Source organism: Pantoea sp. Pa-EAmG, from assembly GCF_030024295.1.
GTDB classification, from domain to species: Bacteria; Pseudomonadota; Gammaproteobacteria; order Enterobacterales; family Enterobacteriaceae; genus Pantoea; species Pantoea dispersa.
This window is the reverse complement of record NZ_JASEWO010000098.1, coordinates 1-17,321: the sequence shown is the minus strand read 5'-3', so window position 1 is coordinate 17,321 and position 17,321 is coordinate 1. Positions and strand designations below refer to the sequence as shown.

Annotated in this window: 21 protein-coding genes; 6 read left to right on the top strand and 15 right to left on the bottom strand. The window is 58.8% G+C overall.

Annotated features, from left to right (window positions below):
* Nucleotides 1-130: 130 nt before the first annotated feature.
* From tusB to fkpA, 5 genes are all read right to left on the bottom strand, one after another.
* The gene (tusB, locus tag QMM04_RS13875) at nucleotides 131-418 is read right to left on the bottom strand and encodes a sulfurtransferase complex subunit TusB (protein ID WP_021507460.1); all 288 of its coding nucleotides are present in this window, start codon (nucleotides 416-418) and stop codon (nucleotides 131-133) included.
* Nucleotides 419-427: 9 nt separating this feature from the next.
* Nucleotides 428-787, bottom strand: a complete 360-nt coding sequence (gene tusC / locus QMM04_RS13870) for a sulfurtransferase complex subunit TusC (protein ID WP_159378040.1) — start codon at nucleotides 785-787, stop codon at nucleotides 428-430.
* Complete coding sequence (gene tusD / locus QMM04_RS13865; RefSeq protein ID WP_159378039.1) at nucleotides 787-1,173, bottom strand: sulfurtransferase complex subunit TusD; 387 nt, start codon at nucleotides 1,171-1,173, stop codon at nucleotides 787-789. The genes tusC and tusD overlap by 1 nt, the downstream gene beginning before the upstream one ends.
* On the bottom strand, nucleotides 1,173-1,895 hold the full coding sequence (locus tag QMM04_RS13860; protein WP_021507457.1) for a transcriptional regulator: 723 nt from the start codon (nucleotides 1,893-1,895) through the stop codon (nucleotides 1,173-1,175). Before QMM04_RS13860 ends, tusD begins: the two co-directional genes overlap by 1 nt.
* Nucleotides 1,896-2,081: 186 nt before the next feature.
* Entirely contained in the window at nucleotides 2,082-2,912 is an 831-nt protein-coding gene (gene fkpA, locus QMM04_RS13855) for an FKBP-type peptidyl-prolyl cis-trans isomerase (protein WP_021507456.1), read from the bottom strand.
* A 280-nt stretch (nucleotides 2,913-3,192) separates the two neighbouring features.
* Here fkpA and QMM04_RS13850 point away from each other — a divergent pair, with 280 nt between their 5' ends.
* Nucleotides 3,193-3,411 (top strand): SlyX family protein, encoded by a 219-nt coding sequence (locus tag QMM04_RS13850; protein ID WP_010616434.1) that lies wholly within the window; start codon nucleotides 3,193-3,195, stop codon nucleotides 3,409-3,411.
* A gap of 55 nt (nucleotides 3,412-3,466) precedes the next feature.
* Here the strand turns inward: QMM04_RS13850 and slyD are convergent, their stop codons facing one another.
* From slyD to kefG, 4 genes are all read right to left on the bottom strand, one after another.
* A complete protein-coding gene (slyD, locus tag QMM04_RS13845; protein WP_021507454.1) occupies nucleotides 3,467-4,030 on the bottom strand; it encodes a peptidylprolyl isomerase in 564 nt (187 codons plus the stop codon).
* Nucleotides 4,031-4,225: 195 nt separating this feature from the next.
* On the bottom strand, nucleotides 4,226-4,420 hold the full coding sequence (locus QMM04_RS13840) for a YheV family putative zinc ribbon protein (protein ID WP_021507453.1): 195 nt from the start codon (nucleotides 4,418-4,420) through the stop codon (nucleotides 4,226-4,228).
* A gap of 44 nt (nucleotides 4,421-4,464) precedes the next feature.
* Nucleotides 4,465-6,267, bottom strand: coding sequence for a glutathione-regulated potassium-efflux system protein KefB (gene kefB / locus QMM04_RS13835; RefSeq protein WP_125309842.1), 1,803 nt, complete (start codon nucleotides 6,265-6,267; stop codon nucleotides 4,465-4,467).
* Nucleotides 6,267-6,818, bottom strand: a complete 552-nt coding sequence (kefG, locus tag QMM04_RS13830) for a glutathione-regulated potassium-efflux system ancillary protein KefG (protein ID WP_021507451.1) — start codon at nucleotides 6,816-6,818, stop codon at nucleotides 6,267-6,269. Before kefG ends, kefB begins: the two co-directional genes overlap by 1 nt.
* A 115-nt stretch (nucleotides 6,819-6,933) precedes the next feature.
* On the opposite strand from kefG, the gene QMM04_RS13825 reads away from it, so the two are divergent.
* Nucleotides 6,934-8,838, top strand: coding sequence for an ABC transporter ATP-binding protein (locus tag QMM04_RS13825; protein ID WP_021507450.1), 1,905 nt, complete (start codon nucleotides 6,934-6,936; stop codon nucleotides 8,836-8,838).
* A gap of 212 nt (nucleotides 8,839-9,050) precedes the next feature.
* Here QMM04_RS13825 and tauD read toward each other — a convergent pair whose 3' ends face one another.
* The 4 genes from tauD to tauA are packed head-to-tail and all read right to left on the bottom strand — an operon-like array spanning nucleotide 9,051 to nucleotide 12,469.
* Nucleotides 9,051-9,890, bottom strand: a complete 840-nt coding sequence (tauD, locus tag QMM04_RS13820) for a taurine dioxygenase (protein WP_021507449.1) — start codon at nucleotides 9,888-9,890, stop codon at nucleotides 9,051-9,053.
* Nucleotides 9,887-10,717: a taurine ABC transporter permease TauC gene (tauC, locus tag QMM04_RS13815; protein ID WP_021507448.1), complete on the bottom strand. Its 831-nt coding sequence runs from the start codon at nucleotides 10,715-10,717 to the stop codon at nucleotides 9,887-9,889. Before tauC ends, tauD begins: the two co-directional genes overlap by 4 nt.
* Nucleotides 10,714-11,481 (bottom strand): taurine ABC transporter ATP-binding subunit, encoded by a 768-nt coding sequence (gene tauB, locus QMM04_RS13810; RefSeq protein ID WP_021507447.1) that lies wholly within the window; start codon nucleotides 11,479-11,481, stop codon nucleotides 10,714-10,716. The genes tauC and tauB overlap by 4 nt, the downstream gene beginning before the upstream one ends.
* A gap of 10 nt (nucleotides 11,482-11,491) precedes the next feature.
* Nucleotides 11,492-12,469 (bottom strand): taurine ABC transporter substrate-binding protein, encoded by a 978-nt coding sequence (gene tauA, locus QMM04_RS13805; RefSeq protein WP_031279690.1) that lies wholly within the window; start codon nucleotides 12,467-12,469, stop codon nucleotides 11,492-11,494.
* A 238-nt stretch (nucleotides 12,470-12,707) separates the two neighbouring features.
* Between tauA and QMM04_RS13800 the strand changes: the two genes are divergently transcribed.
* Entirely contained in the window at nucleotides 12,708-13,688 is a 981-nt protein-coding gene (locus tag QMM04_RS13800; RefSeq protein ID WP_021507445.1) for a LacI family DNA-binding transcriptional regulator, read from the top strand.
* Nucleotide 13,689: 1 nt separating this feature from the next.
* Here QMM04_RS13800 and QMM04_RS13795 read toward each other — a convergent pair whose 3' ends face one another.
* Nucleotides 13,690-14,292 carry a LysE family translocator gene (locus QMM04_RS13795; RefSeq protein ID WP_031279689.1) on the bottom strand — a complete coding sequence of 201 codons (603 nt, stop codon included), beginning with the start codon at nucleotides 14,290-14,292 and terminating at the stop codon, nucleotides 13,690-13,692.
* 60 nt (nucleotides 14,293-14,352) lie between these two features.
* Here QMM04_RS13795 and QMM04_RS13790 point away from each other — a divergent pair, with 60 nt between their 5' ends.
* From QMM04_RS13790 to QMM04_RS13780, 3 genes are all read left to right on the top strand, one after another.
* Nucleotides 14,353-15,369 carry a hydrolase gene (locus QMM04_RS13790; protein ID WP_058759291.1) on the top strand — a complete coding sequence of 339 codons (1,017 nt, stop codon included), beginning with the start codon at nucleotides 14,353-14,355 and terminating at the stop codon, nucleotides 15,367-15,369.
* 2 nt (nucleotides 15,370-15,371) lie between these two features.
* Nucleotides 15,372-15,590, top strand: a complete 219-nt coding sequence (locus QMM04_RS13785) for a YheU family protein (RefSeq protein ID WP_282996364.1) — start codon at nucleotides 15,372-15,374, stop codon at nucleotides 15,588-15,590.
* Between the two features lie 61 nt (nucleotides 15,591-15,651).
* Entirely contained in the window at nucleotides 15,652-16,521 is an 870-nt protein-coding gene (locus QMM04_RS13780; RefSeq protein ID WP_021507441.1) for a phosphoribulokinase, read from the top strand.
* Between the two features lie 70 nt (nucleotides 16,522-16,591).
* Here the strand turns inward: QMM04_RS13780 and QMM04_RS13775 are convergent, their stop codons facing one another.
* Nucleotides 16,592-16,996 (bottom strand): OsmC family protein, encoded by a 405-nt coding sequence (locus tag QMM04_RS13775; RefSeq protein WP_021507440.1) that lies wholly within the window; start codon nucleotides 16,994-16,996, stop codon nucleotides 16,592-16,594.
* Nucleotides 16,997-17,321 lie beyond the last annotated feature (325 nt).

The window sequence follows — 17,321 nt, the reverse complement described above, 5'->3', positions numbered from 1 at the left end:
TGCCATTAAATAGCTCCTGGTTTTAGCTTTTGCTTCGTAAACACGTAATAAATCGCCTCGTATTACTACGAGGAGGCAGAATTTTAGGGCTGTGCCCATAGGGTGTCAAGAAATAACCAGGTTTTACCCTTCACCAGGCCACTTGTTGTGGATGCTTCGTCGTCAGCGTAACGAAACCAGTATAGTTCAGACGCGACACATTGGTCGAAATTTGCGCAGTCAGCCCGCGCGCCATCACGTCTTCTTCTAATACCCACAGCGTGGCAGGCGACGCCAGCAGCTGCTGCAGCTTCTGACTGCCTGCCAGCGCGGCCGTCACACCATCCTGTAACAGCAGCACGTCATCGCCCTCCTGTAACAGCAGCAGCAGGCTATCGAAATCGCATTGCCAGGGAGAGTGCAGCAGGGTGTAGAGCATGGTCAGTTCTCAGAAACGGAGGATACGGTCATAAGTTGCCAGCGTCTGGCGCAGCGCGGCAGGTTCCAGCAGCTGCGCATCCAGCACGCGCGCTGCCGTGAGACTCTGGCCACGTGCCAGCAGAGACGCCTGACAGATATAGCAGCGTTCGATGTCGTATAGCGCCAGCACGCCAAAGGTCGCAATATAGTCACGCGCCAGAATCTGCGCCGGCTGCTGATCGCGGTTGAGCTGCAGCACGCCGTCGCCAATAAAGAACAGGCCGATATCCTCACTCAGCGCGCCGGTCGCCAGCACAGCATCCAGCCCTTCCCGGCCAGCACTGCTGCCGTGCGGAGCCTGCGTAAACAGAAACGCCACACGGTTCATCAGAACTGCACCAGTCGATCGCAGCTCAGGGCGGCTTCCGCCAGCGCGCCCAGGCCGCTAAGGGTAAATCCGGGCTGCAGATTGCTGGCCGCCAGCTGCAGGCGCGCTGCCTCCTGCGCATCGGTCACGCCGCGCCGCAACGCGGCTGCCACACAGATATTCAGCGCCGCGCCACTGTCGTCGCGCAGCTGCTGCCAGGCGCGCACCATGTCCACTTCATCGCTGGCCGGCGCGCTGAGCTGGTTAGCATTCAGCACGCCCTCGCGGTAAAAGAACACGCTTTCCAGCTGATGTCCCTGTGCCAGCAGCGCACGGGCAAACAGCAGCGCGCTACTGGCGTGCTGTGTGCCGTAAGCCGGCCCGGTCACCAGCAGCGTGTAGCGCATTAGCGATCCTGCCCCTGCAGATCGCCACTCTTAAACTGGCGGATATACAGATACACGGTGTGCTTAGAAATATTGAGGCGATCGGCCACCTGGTTAATGGCGTCCTTAATATCGAAAATGCCCTTCTCGTACAGATTGAGGACGATCTGGCGATTCTTGGCGTTATTCGACACGTTGCGGTCGGCGCTCACCTCTTCAATAGTGAACTCCAGCGTCTGGGTGACCAGATCCTCTACCGAGCTGGCAAAGTTGACGTTGGAATCCACCTGCTGCGTTTCCGGCGGCATGAAAGTCGACATAATCTGCGAAAACGGTACGTCCAGGTTCATATTGATGCACAGCAGGCCAATCACCCGCTGCTGCCGGTTACGAATCGCAATGGTTACCGACTTCATCAGTACACCACTTTTGGCCCGCGTGAAGTAGGCGCGCGACACATTGCTCTCCGCGCCGTGCATATCATGCAGCATGCGCAGCGCCAGATCGGTAATCGGGGAACCCACTTTGCGGCCGGTATGTTCGCCGTTGGCGATACGCACGGCGGAGCATTTAAGATCTTCCAGCGAGTGCAGCACGATTTCGCAGTGCGAGCCAATCAGCATCGCCAGACCGTCGACCACCGCTTCGTAGGATTTAAGAATATCGTAGTCTGCTTGTTCGAACGGACGCTGCTCCAGTAAATCGAAGTCAGTCAGTTCGCCGGGATTGAATGGATTAGACATCGAAGACATTACCCTAAATGGCTGGAGCCTGTCTCGACAGCATTGGGGCAGACTCATCTTATGATCATTGTGCAGGCGCTAGTCTGGCAAATGTCGCCGTTTTTAGCCAGAGCTTTACTCATCGCGCCGCAAATTCAGGATGAGCGAAAACAAAACCGCCGCCCGAAGGCGGCGGTGCAAGTCAGCTTACTGCGCTTTCTTGTCAGCAGCGGCCGGAGCCTGCGCTTTCTCATCGGCTTTCGGCGCCGGCTTGATGTCGAGCAGTTCAACATCGAACACCAGCGTTGAGTTGGCCGGAATACCCGGCACGCCGTTTTTGCCGTAAGCCAGGTTCGGTGGGATCACCAGCTTGATCTTACCGCCTTTCTTCACGTGCTTCAGACCTTCGGTCCAGCCCGGGATTACGCCGTCCAGACGGAACGACAGCGGCTCGCCGCGCGTGTAAGAGTTGTCGAACTCAGTGCCGTCAATCAGCGTACCTTTGTAGTTAACCACCACGGTATCGCTGTCTTTCGGGGTTTCACCGCTGCCCTCTTTCTCTACCTGATACAGCAGGCCAGATTCGGTTTTCTTCACGCCCTTCTCTTTGGCGAACTTGTCCGCGTAAGCGGTGCCTTTGTCGGCATTCTCTTTCGCGTCTTTTTCCATCTTCGCCTGAGCGGCCCCTTTCACGCGGCCTTCAAACGCCTGCAGCGTCTGCTCAATCTCTTCGTCAGACAGCTTGCTCTTGCCGCCAAACGCATCCTGAACACCGGCAATCAGCTGGTCTTTGTCCAGTTTGATACCCAGTTTCTCCTGCTCCTTCAGAGAGTTGTCCATGTAGCGACCCAGGGAGGCGCCCAGCGCATAGGCTGACTGCTGGTCTTCGTTTTTGAAGGCAGCATTTTTCGGCGCCTGTGGCGCAGCCTGCGCTGCGTCAGCCGGTGCCGCAGTGGTTTCTGCTGCCATTGCCAGCGGTGCATTCAGCGCGACGGCCATGGTGGTAGCTAACAATGTGACTTTAAACAGTGATTTCATCCTTTCTCCAAAACCGAAGCTTCAAAACCTCGGGAATCATTGCGGACAGTGGCCCACACTATAACTTTACGTGGCAGTGGCGAACACTCCCACAGTGTAATTACCCGGTCAACCTCCGACCTTTTTTGCTTCAGGAAGTTTCATCAGAGATATAGGCGCAACGCGGGAATTCAATGCATACGCCAGACCGAAGGTGAAATATCAGGTGATTCTGACACGAAAGACCGTAGAATCACGCCCGACAAGATCAACGCGCAGCACCGTGACAGGAGGAGTGATGATGCAACAACCAGAATGGGATCAACGCCTTGAGGCGCTGGAGAGCAAGCTGGCTTTCCAGGAACATACCATTGAGCAGCTCAATCAGACGGTGGTTCAGCACGAGCTGGAAATGAGTAAACTGCGTGAGCAGGTGCGTCTGCTGGTGGATAAAGTGAAGGCCGCCGCCCCGTCCATGGTCGCTTCGCAAGCGGAAGAGACCCCGCCGCCGCACTATTAATATCGCGTGCTTTGCTGCCCAATAAAAAGGCCACCCGCAGGTGGCCTTTTTACGCTTAGTGGTTGCAGCCGCAACCACCGTGGCCGCCGCAGCCGCCGTGACCGTGCTCATGATCGTGACCATGGTCGTGGTCGTGGTCATGATGATGGCCGTCAGCGCCATGAACGTGGCCGTGAGCGATCTCTTCTTCCGTGGCTTCACGGATAGCAACCACTTCCACATTGAAGTTCAGGTTCTGACCCGCCAGCATGTGGTTACCGTCAACCACCACGTGCTCATCTTCCACTTCGGTGATCTCGACCGGCACCGGGCCCTGGTCGGTTTCTGCCAGGAAGCGCATGCCAACCTGCAGCTCGTCAACGCCCATGAACACGTCTTTCGGTACACGCTGCACCAGGTTGTCATCGTACTGGCCGTACGCGTCGTTTGCCGGGATATGCACGTCAAACTTGTCGCCGACCGCGTGATTTTCCAGCGCTTTTTCCAGACCAGAAATCAGGGAACCATGACCGTGCAGATAGTCCAACGGTGCACTCACCGGTGACTCGTCAACCAACACACCGTCTTCGGTACGAACCTGATACGCCAGGCTCACCACCAGGTCTTTTGCTACTTTCATGATATCTCCTAACCGTTGAGAACAAAGAATCCCGTCTCATTGGTCTATTCTCGCGTGCAATAACCAACCAGAAAGGTTCAGTACTGAGGATGCCAACAGTGCTGTTGGACCATACTGCTCAGCGTTAATGGCGCCGATTGTAGCGGAATTCAATACCGCTGTAAGGCTAAGCTTAAAAAAAGCTGCGCCATCGCGCTACTCCGGATGAAAAATGCCAATCACTTGCTCAGTGCTGCGAACCTGATCGCGCGCCTGCTTGTCCGCCTCACGCATCTGGTGGCCGCACTTCACGCACTCCACCACATCGACATTGTTTTCACGCCACATCGCCAGCGTGTCTTTCTCCTGACAGTGCGGACAAACCGCACCGGCAATAAAACGTTTACGCATAGTCTTTCCTGCCCGTTATCAGAACGGATACGTTAAGTGTAGCCCTACTCATCATCCCAGCCGTCAAACTGCCGTTTTTCATGCTGCATTTCACGCTGGAAAATGTCCTCCAGCTCGCGTCGCGCCTCACGCACGCGTGAAACCTGCACGCTGTCGTCGTGGCTCGGCACCAGTTCACGCAGCATGCGCATATCCAGCCGGCGGAAGTGCTGCTGCGCGCGCTGCGCCTGATGCGGATGCATGCCCAGTGATATCAGCGCTTTGCGGCCTAACTCCAGCGCACTGGAGAAGGTTTCACGCGAGAACAGCGTGACGCCCGCCTGCAGCAGCTCATGCGCCTCGACACGACCGCGCGCCCGCGCCAGGATCTCCAGTTGCGGGAAGTGCTGCTGGCACAAGTGCACGATGGTCATCGAATCTTCCGGATCGTTACAGGTGATGACAATCGACTGCGCATTCTCCGCCCCGGCGGCACGCAGTAGCTCGAGCTCAGTGGCATCGCCATAGTAAACCTTGTAGCCATATTTGCGCATCAGGCTGACCGCCGAGATATCGCGCTCCAGCACGGTGATGCGCTTGTTGTTGGCCATCAGCAAACGCCCGACCACCTGACCAAAACGGCCAAAGCCCACCACAATCACCTGAGGCTGATCGTCCTCGACAAACGGCTTTTCGCCGTCCTCTTCCGGTTCGTTAAAGCGGCGCGCCAGAATCTTATCCACGCCCTGCATCAGCAGCGGCGTGGTCATCATCGACAGCGTCACCGTGACCAGCAGCAGCGGCAGCTGATCGCCGCTGAACAGTTTTGCCGACGACGCCGCCGAAAACAGCACGAAGGCGAATTCACCGCCCTGACTCAGCACGCCGGCAAACTGCAGACGCTCCGAACTGCGCAGGCCATAAATGCGCGCCAGCACATAGAGCACCAGCGTTTTCACCGCCACCAGCAGCACCACGCCGATCAGAATTTCGAGGATGTGGGTATAAAGCACGCCGAGGTTGAGCGCCATGCCCACCGAAATAAAGAACAGCCCGAGCAGCAGCCCTTTAAACGGCTCAATGGCAACTTCCAGTTCGTGGCGATACTCACTCTCTGCCAGCAGAATACCGGCGATGAACGTCCCCAGCGCCATCGACAGGCCCAGCGCATCCATAAACAGCGCCGAACCGAGCACCAGCAGCAGCGAGGCGGCGGTAAACACTTCCCGCACGCCGGACGCGGCGATGAAACGGAAAATCGGCCGCAGCAAATAGCGGCCGCCCACCAGCATACCGGCGAATGCCAGCACCTTCATGCCCACCTTGAGCCAGTCAACGTGGCCACTGTCGCTGCCGGCCAGCAGCGGCACCAGCGCCAGCGCCGGAATCACCGCCAGGTCCTGGAACAGCAGCACTGAGAAGCCCAGCTGCCCCGCTTCGCTGCGGTTCATGCCTTTGTCGCGCATCAGCTGCAGCGCCATGGCGGTCGAGGACATCGCCAGGCCAATACCGCCAATCACCGCGGCCTGCCAGCTGAAGTCGGTCAGCCACAGCAGCACGCCGAGAATCGCTGCCGATACCAGCACCTGCGCGGCACCGACGCCAAAAATAGAGCGCCGCAGCGCCCACAGCTTGGCCGGGTTCAGCTCCAGTCCGATGATGAACATCAGGAACACCACGCCAAGCTCCGAGAAGTGCAGAATCTCGTCCACATCACTGATGAAGCCCAGCCCCCACGGGCCGATGGCGATACCGGCCAGCAGATAGCCCAGCACCGCACCAATGCCGATCCGGGCGGCAATCGGCACCACCAGCACCGCCGCCACCAGATAAATCACGCCAGCGGTGAGTAACGTTTCGCCTTGCATCACACTCCTCCGTTCGGCAGTGGTGACGCCAGCCAGTCGCCATAGGCGCGCGCAAAGTTGCGCAGCACCTCGGGTGTCTGACGACGCGCCCAGTAAATCACCATCGGCGTCAGCCAGTGCATGCGACACATCTGCGCCGTCAGCTCAAACGGTCGCATAATGTCGCTCATCGGGTAGCGATTGAGGCCGCTGTGGTGATACGCCGTCTCCGGCTCACCGGTCGTCACCACGCTGCGCCAGTATTTGCCTTCCAGCGCATTACCGTCCTGCCCACTGGCAAAGCCGCGCGACAGCACGCGATCCAGCCACTCTTTCAGCAGTGCCGGACAGCTATAGGTATAAAGTGGATGCTGAAACACCACGATTTGATGGTCGCGCAGCAGTTGCTGCTCGTAATGAATATCAATAAAGAAATCCGGATAGTGGGCGTATAAATCGTGCACCGTGACGTGGTCCAGTTCCATAGCCGACTGCAGCAAAACCCGATTAGCAATCGAATCCTGTGATTCCGGATGGGCGTAAAGCAGCAAAATTTTGGGTGGCTGCGACATCGTTCCCCTCCAAAGCGTCGTCACAGCAGAGGAATTCCGCTACCATGCTCGACGCAACTAAACATTCTCGAATTATGTTGCCGATAAATTAACATATTCTGACGATACGGCGCTTATGATTGTCTTTTCCGCATTACAAATCCGTCGCGGCACTAATGTGCTGCTGGATAACGCAACGGCCACCATTAACCCGGGGCAAAAAGTCGGCCTGGTGGGTAAAAACGGCTGCGGTAAATCCACGCTGCTGTCACTGCTGAAGGGTGAAATCAGCAGCGATGCCGGCAACGTCACCTTTCCCGGCAACTGGGCGCTGGCGTGGGTGAATCAGGAAACCCCGGCGCTGAGTAAAGCCGCGCTGGAATATGTTATCGACGGCGACCGCGAATATCGTCAGCTCGAATCCGAATTAGCGGCAGCCAATGCGCGCGACGATGGCAACGCCATTGCGCTGCTGCACGGCAAGCTGGACGCTATTCAGGCGTGGAGCATACACGCACGCGCCGCCAGTCTGCTGCACGGATTGGGCTTCAGCCAGGAACAATTAATGCGGCCGGTGAGCGATTTCTCCGGCGGCTGGCGCATGCGTCTCAATCTTGCTCAGGCACTGGTATGCCGTTCCGACCTGCTGCTGCTCGATGAACCGACCAACCACCTCGATCTCGACGCGGTGATCTGGCTGGAGCGCTGGCTGAAGAGCTATACCGGCACGCTGATCCTGATCTCGCACGACCGCGACTTCCTCGACCCGGTGGTGGACAAAATCATCCATATCGAACAGCAGACGATGTTCGAATACACCGGCAACTACAGCTCGTTCGAGCGTCAGCGTGTGGCCAAACTGGCGCAGCAGCAGGCGCTGTACCAGAGCCAGCAGGAAAAAGTCACGCACCTGCAAAAGTACATCGATCGCTTCCGCGCGCAGGCCACCAAAGCCAAACAGGCGCAGAGCCGCATCAAGATGCTGGAGCGCATGGAGCTGATTGCCCCGGCGCACGTCGATAACCCGTTCAGCTTCAGCTTCCGCGCGCCAGAAAGCTTGCCTAACCCAATCCTGAAAATGGAGCAGGTTTCGGCGGGGTACGGTGAGCGGGTGATTCTGGATGCCATCAAACTCAATCTGGTGCCGGGCTCACGCATCGGCCTGCTGGGGCGTAACGGCGCCGGTAAGTCCACGCTGATCAAACTGCTGGCGGGCGAGCTGGAGCCGCTGGCGGGCAAGGTGGGTCTGGCGAAAGGGATCAAGCTGGGTTACTTCGCGCAGCATCAGCTTGAGTATCTGCGCGCCGATGAGTCGCCGCTGCAGCATCTGGCGCGCATCGCCCCGAAAACGCTGGAGCAGCAGCTGCGTGACTACCTGGGTGGCTTTGGTTTTCAGGGCGATAAAGTCAGCGAAGCCACCGAGCGTTTCTCCGGCGGCGAGAAAGCGCGGCTGGTGCTGGCGCTGATCGTCTGGCAGCGGCCGAATCTGCTGCTGCTCGACGAACCGACCAACCACCTCGATTTGGATATGCGCCAGGCGCTGACCGAAGCGCTGATCGACTTTGAAGGCGCACTGGTGGTGGTGTCGCACGATCGTCATCTTCTGCGTTCAACCACCGACGATCTTTACCTGGTGCACGACCGCAAAGTGGATGTATTCGAGGGCGATCTGGATGATTATCAGCAGTGGCTGAGCGACCTGCAGAAGCAGGAAACGCAGCAGGATGCCGCGCCAAAGCAGGACAACGCCAACAGCGCGCAGTCCCGCAAAGATCAGAAGCGCCGCGACGCCGAGCTGCGCGCGCAGACGCAGCCGCTGCGCAAAGAGATCGAAAAGCTGGAGAAGCAGATGGCCAAATGGCAGACGCAGCTCAGCGAAGCCGAAGCACAGCTGGCCGACAGCGCCATTTACGAGCAAAACCGTAAGGCCGATTTAACCGCCGCCCTGCAGCGCCAGGCGGAGAGCAAATCGGCGCTGGAAGAGGTCGAAATGGCGTGGCTGGAGGCGCAGGAGCAGCTGGAGCAGATGCTCGCGGGGTAAAGGTGCGCGATGAGGTCATAGAGGGTGCGCGATGATGCCCTCACCCTGACCCTCTCCCATAGGGAGAGGGAATAAACCTTACTCCCGCGCTGGAACAGCCTCCTCCCACAGGAGAGGGAACAAACCTTAATCCGCCTTACCTGCTACGCACGGTCGGCCCCCTCTCCCGCTGGCGGGAGAGGGTTGGGGTGAGGGCAATCAACGCTCCGAAATCACACCGGCACATCCCCTAACACCGTCGCGCGATGCATCACGCGCCGCGCCGGATAATAATCCGCATTGGCATAATGCTGCGTCACGCGGTTATCCCAGATTGCCACGTCGTTCGGCTGCCAGCGCCAGCGCACCTGAAACTCCGGTTTGGTGGCGTGCGCAAACAGATAGCCCAGCAGCGCCTCGCTCTCCTTCTCGCTTACGCCGAGCAGCCTGGTGGTAAAACCTTCATTAACAAACAGCGCCTTGCGTCCGCTCACCGGATGGGTGCGGATCACCGGATGCTGCACCGGCGGATGCTTCGCCACGGCCTGCTGCCAGCGCTGATGCTCCTCTTCCGTCTTACGGTACTTATACTCCTGGAACGATTTCTTAAAGTCGTGCTCCGCCTGCAGGCCACTCAGCAGCTGTTTGAACGGCTCTGACAGCGCCTCGTAAGCGGCAATCCCGCTGGTCCACAGCGTATCGCCACCGCTCTCCGGCAGCAGCTTTGAGGCCAGAATGGCGATCGCCGGCGGCGTCTGAATAAAGGTGACGTCGGTATGCCAGTTATCGTTGTCAGGCGGATTATCCTGATGCGTATCCAGCACGATAATCTCTTCCACGCCTTCGGCATGCGGATAAACCGGATGAATGTGCAGATCGCCGAAGCGGATCGCCAGCGCGCGCTGCTGCTCCGGCGTAATGCGCTGATCGCGCAGAAACAGCACCTGATGACGCAGCAGACCGTGGTAAAGCTGCTCAAACTGCGCGTCACTCAGCGGACGGCTGAGATCAACATCGCTGACCTGCGCCCCGATATACGGACCCAGCGCGGTAAAATTCACTCGTTCGTTCATTGCTGTTCTCCATTCCAGGGCGTCAGTCGGCGCTGTAGCGCACGTAAACCCAGTTCTAAACTAAAGGCAATCAGGGCGATCACCGCGATGCCCGCCAGCACCACATCGGTGGCGAGAAACTCCCCAGCCGACTGCACCATAAAGCCCAGTCCGCGCGTCGCGGCAATCAGTTCGGCCGCCACCAGCGTGGACCAGCCCACACCAAGACCGATGCGCAGGCCGGTGAGAATCTCCGGCAATGCTCCGGGCAGAATGACAAAACGCAGCAGCTGCCCGCGCGTCGCCCCCAGCGCCTGAGCGGCACGGATCCGCACCTGCTGCGTATTCTTCACGCCGGCCAGGGTGGATAAAGTCACCGGCGCGAAAATTGCCAGATAAATCAGTAAAATCTTTGAGGTTTCGCCAATGCCAAACCAAATCACCATCAGCGGCAAATAGGCCAGCGGCGGCACTGGTCGATAGAGTTCAATCAGCGGATCGAGCAGCCCGCGCACCGCCGGACTAAGCCCCATGGCAATGCCCACCGGAATGCCGATCAGCGCGGCAAAGAACAGCGCCACCAGCATGCGCGTCAGGCTGGCACCAAGGTGCTGCCATAGCGTGGCATCCATAAAGCCCTGCGGACCAGCAATAACCAGCAGCTTATGTAGCACCTGCTGTGGCGGCGGCAGAAACAAGGGCGCAATCAGCCCCAGCGCGGTCACGCCCCACCACAGCAGCAGCAGCACGGCCACGCTCAGCAGGCTCAGCGACAGCTGGCGGGAAAACGGCCAGCGCAGGCGACGAACGCGGGACGTCCGGCGCTTGTCATCAATAACGGCACTCATACAAACGCCTCCCGCTGCGCGAACACTTGGTTCAGGACATACTCACGTCGTTCGATAAATGCCGGATCGGATTTGATGCTGCGGCACGGCTCGCCTGCGGCGAAGCGCTGGCCAAAGTCGAGCTTCAGGCGTTCCACTACGCGACCCGGACCCGGCGACAGCAGCACCAGTTCGCTGGCGAGAAAGACGGCTTCTTCGATGTCATGGGTGATCAGCAGAATCTGCTTGCCGGTATCGCGCCATAACGTCAGCAGCAGCGTCTGCATTTGCTCGCGCGTGAAGGCATCCAGCGCACCGAACGGCTCATCTAACAGCAGCAGCTGCGGATCAGCGGCCAGCGCACGGGCAATCCCCACGCGCTGACGCTGACCCCCAGAGAGCTGCCAGATAAAACGCTTTTCTGCGCCCTCGAGCCCGACCTTACGGATCAGACGGCGGGCGATCGCGTGCCGTTCAGCTTTTGCCATGCCCGCCAGCTGCAGGCCGAACGCCACGTTATCGATGACGTTACGCCACGGTAGTAGCCCTTCGTTCTGAAAGACCACGCCGCGCTCTGCGCCCGGTCCGCGTACCGGCTTGCCATCCAACGTGATACTGCCGGACTCCAGCGGCAGAAAGCCGGCGATCAAGTTCAGCAGCGTGGTTTTGCCACAGCCGGACGGCCCCAGCACCACCAGCAATTCGCGGCTGGCCAGCTGCAGATTGATATCCTGCAGCGCCGGTTGCCCGGCGTAACGTGCGTTGAGATGGGTGATGCTGAGCATAAGGCCTCCGTTATTTGGCTAAGGGGGCAACAAAGCGCGTGGTGACAAAGCTGCTGTAGTCACTGGCGGCATCCGGCACTTTGCCCTGCTCTTTCAGAAACTGTGCGGTATCGACAATCGCCTTGTTGACTGGTTTGCCCAGCTGTTCCACCTGCTGCTGCGCCGTCAGGTAGGTGTTGCCTTTCACCAGTCCGGGAACGTCACTTTCCGGCACGCCGCTCAGGCGCGACAGCTTGCTGAGGTTATCCGGCTGCTGCAGCCACTGTTCCGGATTGGCGATATAGGCCTGCTGCGCGGCAATCGCGCTGCGGGCGAAAGCGGTGACCACTTCAGGATGCTGCCGGGCAAAATCCTTGCGCACCACCCAGACGTCGAGCGTCGGTGAGCCCCACTGCCCGACCTGCGACGAGTCGGTCAGCACCTTGCCGTCTTTCTCCAGTTCATTGACGGCGGGTGCCCAGACATAGGCGCCGTCGATATCACCGCGCTGCCAGGCAGCAATGATCGCCGGTGGCTGCAGATTAACCAGTTGCACCTGGGTGGGTTTGATGCCCCAGTGTTTCAGCGCGGCCAGCAGGCTGTAATGGGTGGTGGAGATGAAGGGAACAGCAATGCGTTTGCCGATCAAATCTTTGGGTGAGCTGATGCCTTTTTTCACCACCAGCGCTTCAGAATTGCCCAGCTGTGAAGCCAGCAGGAAAGCTTCAATCGGCAGCTGCTGCGTGGCGGCCACCGCCAGCGGGCTGGAACCGATGTTGCCAATTTGCACATCGCCCGAGGCTAACGCACGCAGGACGCTGGCGCCGCTGTCGAATTTGCGCCAGTCAACCGTGGCACCGCTCTCTTTGGCAAAGGTATTGTCAGCCTGCGCCACTTTGGCCGGTTCCGCCGACGTCTGATAAGCCACGGTCACATTGACCGCCTGCGCCTGAAAGGTCATCAGCGCTAACGCGGCTGCTACCGCGCTTATTGTTTTGGTTACTGCCATCATCATGCACCCCAATGTTGAGTCGTGACGGCAGTGTCGCCAGCAGCAATGATTTCATAAAGGAATTAAAAATTATCCCTAATAAAAATCGGTTCTTAGATCAACATCGGGTAACGCTATGCAAAAAGTGCAAATACAAAACCGCTGGTGTGGAAGAAATATGTCAGGCGCTCACATGCCGACTGTGGTATTGATCTCGTCTTGATTTTTTCCCCCTTTTACAGCGGTACTGGCCTCCATGTCGATTGAGAAAGTTGCGCGCCTCGCGGGCGTGTCGAAAGCCACGGTTTCACGGGTGTTAAACCAGCATCCTGGCGTCCGGCCAGATACGCGTAAACGGGTGCTGGCCGCAATTAATGTGTGCGAATACCAGCCTAACCTGCTGGCGCGCCAGCTGCGTACCGCGCAAAGCAACATGTTGCTGGTGCTCATTTCCGATATCACCAATCCGTTCTGTTCACGGGTGGTGCAGGGCATTGAGGCGGAGGCCGAAGCGCACGGTTATCACATCCTGTTATGTAATTCCGCCTCACAGCTGCGGCGCGAAACCGCCTATCTGGCGCTGCTGGCCGGCAAAGTGGTAGATGGGGTGATCACCATGGACGCCGCGGCCTGTCTGCAGGGACTGAAAGAGTTGATTGGTGATGCGCCGTGGGTGCAGTGTGCGGAGTACGATCCCTCGGTGAACGCCTCCAGCGTCACCATCGATAACCGTCAGGCGGCCTATGACACGGTGCATTATCTGGCCGGCAAAGGGCGTCAGCGCATTGCGCTGGTCAACTGTGATATGCGCTATCTCTATTCGCACCAGCGCGAAAGCGGCTATCGCGACGCCATCACGCAGCTGGGGCTTGACTGGCACGGCGTCGCTTACGCCAGCGACATCTCCTGCGAAGCGGGCAGCGCGGCGCTGCGCGAACTGCTAACGCAGCCAGAGCGGCCGGATGCGGTGTTTGCGGTATCAGACGTGCTGGCGGTTGGTGTGATTCACGCTGCTCTGGAGGCTGGACTGCGCGTGCCGGAGGATCTGGCGGTAGTCGGCTTTGACGGCATTCCGTTCACCAGCAGCATCAACCCGCCGCTGACCACCATTGCCCAGCCGATGAACCAGATGGGTGCCCGCAGCGTGCAGCTGCTGCTGGCGCGCATCCGTCAGCGCCAGGCGGCAGTGGTGCATGAAGTGCTGCCGTGGACGCGCATTGAGCGCGCCTCCAGCTGACTCAGTGCCAGATCAACAGCACGCAGGCTGCGGTCAGCGCACCCATGGCGAGGTTGAAGATTTTCCACGCGCGCGGGCTGCGCAGCAGGCGGCCAATCAGCGAGCCGAAACCCATCCAGATCACGCCGGAAACCACGTTCACCAGCGCCATGCCGATGCTGATCGCCACCACAGAATGCAAATAGGCGCTGCCGGCAAGGCTAAAGCTGGCGACCGCACCCAGCGCCATCAGCCACGCTTTCGGGTTGATCAGTTGCAGTAACCCGCCCTGCCAGAAAGGCATCTGCTTCACGCTGGCATCGTCGGTCTCCAGCGTTTCGTATTCGGCGGTGGCAATTTTCCACGCCAGCCACAGCAGGTAGAGGCTACCGGCCACTTTCAGTACCAGATGCAGTGAGGGATAGAGCAGAATCAGGCTGCCGATGCCAAACGCCACCATCAGCAACATCACCTGCATGCCAATCATGATACCAATCAGCAGTGGAAAGGTGCGCAGGAAGCCAAAATTAGCACCTGAGGCGGTAAGTAACATATTATTGGGCCCTGGCGTGATGGCCGCGACCCAGAGAAAGCCCAGCATTGATAAAAAAAGACTCAGTTCCATGTATATTCGGGTGCTCCTCACCCAGAAAAGCGAACAACCCATCGAAGCTATCAGCGAGTTATGCATCAGACAAGTACTATCCCAGGCTATTTTGATCGCCCGAGCGGCGAGCGCTTTACCCCGCTGCGCGGCTTCGGCAATGCGCATCTGCAAACGCTGCTGCCGCGTCTGCTGCGCCGGCGCGTCACGCTGCGCCCGCACTGGCAGCGCCTCGATCTGCCGGACGGCGACTTCGTCGATCTGGCGTGGAGCGAAGATCCGGCACAGGCACGTCACAAGCCGCGTATGGTGCTGTTCCACGGGCTGGAAGGCAGTTTCCGCAGCCCGTATGCCCATGGGCTGATGCAGGCGTGTCAGGCGCGCGGCTGGCTGGCGGTGATCATGCACTTCCGCGGCTGCAGCGGCGAGCCTAACCGTCTGCAGCGCATCTATCACTCCGGTGAAACTGAAGATGCCACCTATTTTCTGCACTGGCTGCAGCGCGAATGGGGCACGGTGCCGACTGCCGCGGTCGGCGTTTCGCTCGGCGGCAATATGCTGGCCTGTCTGCTGGGGCTGCAGGGCACGTCGGCCCCGCTGGATGCCGCGGTCGCCATTTCCGCGCCGCTGGCGCTGGAGCCGTGCAGCCAGAAGCTGGACGTGGGCTTTTCACGCTTTTATCAGCACTACCTGCTAACCCAGCTGAAGAAAAACGCCACGCGCAAACTGCGCGCCTGGCCGGGCACGCTGCCGGTCGATCTGACGCAGCTGCGCGCCTTCCGCCGGCTGCGTGAGTTTGATGATGCGATTACCGCCCGCGCCCACGGGTTTATTGATGCGCGCGACTATTATCAGCGCGCCAGCGCCATGCCATTGCTGACCGGCGTGCGCAAGCCGCTGCTGATCATCCATGCGAAAGACGATCCCTTCATGACCGATGCGGTGATCCCGCAGCCGCAGCAGTTGTCTGCCACAATTGAGTATCAGCTGACGCAGCAAGGCGGTCACGTCGGCTTCGTGGGCGGCAGCCTGCTGCGACCCAAAATGTGGCTGGAGCAGCGCGTGCCGGACTGGCTCTCAACTTATCTGGATATGTAATTGTGATTATTCCCTGGCAAGAACTCGACCCGACAACGCTGGAAAACCTGATAGAAAGTTTTGTGCTGCGTGAAGGCACCGATTATGGCGAGCAGGAGAGCAGCCTGACGCAGAAAGTGGCCGACGTGCGCCGCCAGCTCGAGCAGGGCGAAGTGGTACTGGTGTGGTCAGAATTGCATGAATCGGTCAATATTATGCCGCGGCGGGAATTTCGCGGCTGATGCGTCAGGCGGCAATTCGTGGTAACAATGCTCATCGCCGGACTTCACAGGGAGCGCTGTTATGTCAGCCAGGCATCCAGTCATAGCCGTTACCGGTTCCAGCGGCGCCGGAACCACCACCACCAGTCTCGCCTTCCGTAAAATTTTCCAGCAGCTGGATCTGCACGCGGCGGAAGTAGAAGGCGACAGTTTCCATCGCTATACCCGTCCGGAAATGGACATGGCGATTCGTAAGGCGCGCGACCTCGGGCGTCACATCAGCTACTTTGGCCCGGAAGCCAACGACTTCGGCCTGCTGGAGCAGACTTTTCGCGACTATGGCCAGAGCGGACTCGGCCAGTCGCGCAAATATCTGCACACCTACGATGAAGCGGTGCCGTGGAATCAGGTGCCGGGCACCTTTACACCCTGGCAGCCGCTGCCGGAAAACACCGATGTGCTGTTCTATGAAGGCCTGCACGGCGGCGTGGTGACGCAGCAGCATAACGTGGCGGAACATGTCGATCTGCTGGTTGGCGTGGTACCGATTGTTAATCTGGAGTGGATTCAGAAACTGGTGCGCGACACCAGCGAGCGCGGCCATTCGCGCGAAGCGGTGATGGATTCGGTGGTGCGTTCGATGGAAGACTACATCAACTACATCACGCCGCAGTTTTCCCGCACGCACCTCAACTTCCAGCGCGTGCCGACCGTGGATACCTCGAACCCGTTTGCCGCGCGTGAGATCCCGTCGCTGGATGAGAGCTTTGTGGTGATCCATTTTCGCGGCCTGGAGGGCATCGCTTTTCCTTATTTACTGGCGATGATCCAGGGCTCGTTTATTTCCCACATGAATACGCTGGTGGTGCCGGGCGGCAAGATGGGACTGGCGATGGAGTTGATCATGACGCCGCTGGTGCAGCGGTTGATTGAAGGAAAACGCATTGAATAGCGCAGGCTAACGCGCCAGTTTCGCCGGGAGGAGCTGAGATCGGGAGCGCAGGGCCGCGCTCCCGGCTGGATTACAGCTCCACCACTTCGTAGCTGTGCGTTATCTCGACGCCCTTGCCCAGCATGATCGCGACCGAGCAGTACTTCTCCGCGGACAGATCCACCGCGCGCGCCACCGCTTTATCGCTCAGCGCTTTGCCGCTGACAATAAAATGCAGATTGATATGCGTAAAAATGCGTGGCGCTTCTTCGCGGCGTTCCGAGGTCAGTTTGACTTCACAATCGGCGACATCGTTGCGCCCCTTTTGCAGAATCGACACCACGTCAATCGCGCTGCAGCCGCCCGCAGCCATCAACACCATCTCCATCGGGCTGGGCGCTTTATCACCGGAATTGCCGTCCATTAATACCTGATGACCGGATGAGGATTCTCCGAGAAAGGTCAGCCCTTCCACCCATTTCACTCGTGCCTGCATTATTCTTTCTCCTGAAGCGGCGGTTTTGCCGCCAGAGTACGCTTTCACCTGACAAACAGCAATGCAGACGCATCCCCCACCTGCTGAAGCGAGACAACAGGAGACAGGTTGCAAAAGCTATGCTACAAACAGTGCTGAAAATATTTTCGTCACGAAAGACGAAAGCGGGACGAATCAAAAGCATCGCTTACGAATCCACCCCCGAATAACTGTCCCTCACGGGAAACGCTGGACGATTTCACCGCCTGACAGGGAAAACTGCCCCCTGTATTTTGGGCACGATTACAACAGAGGATAATAGCGAATGGTTCTCGGCAAACCGCAA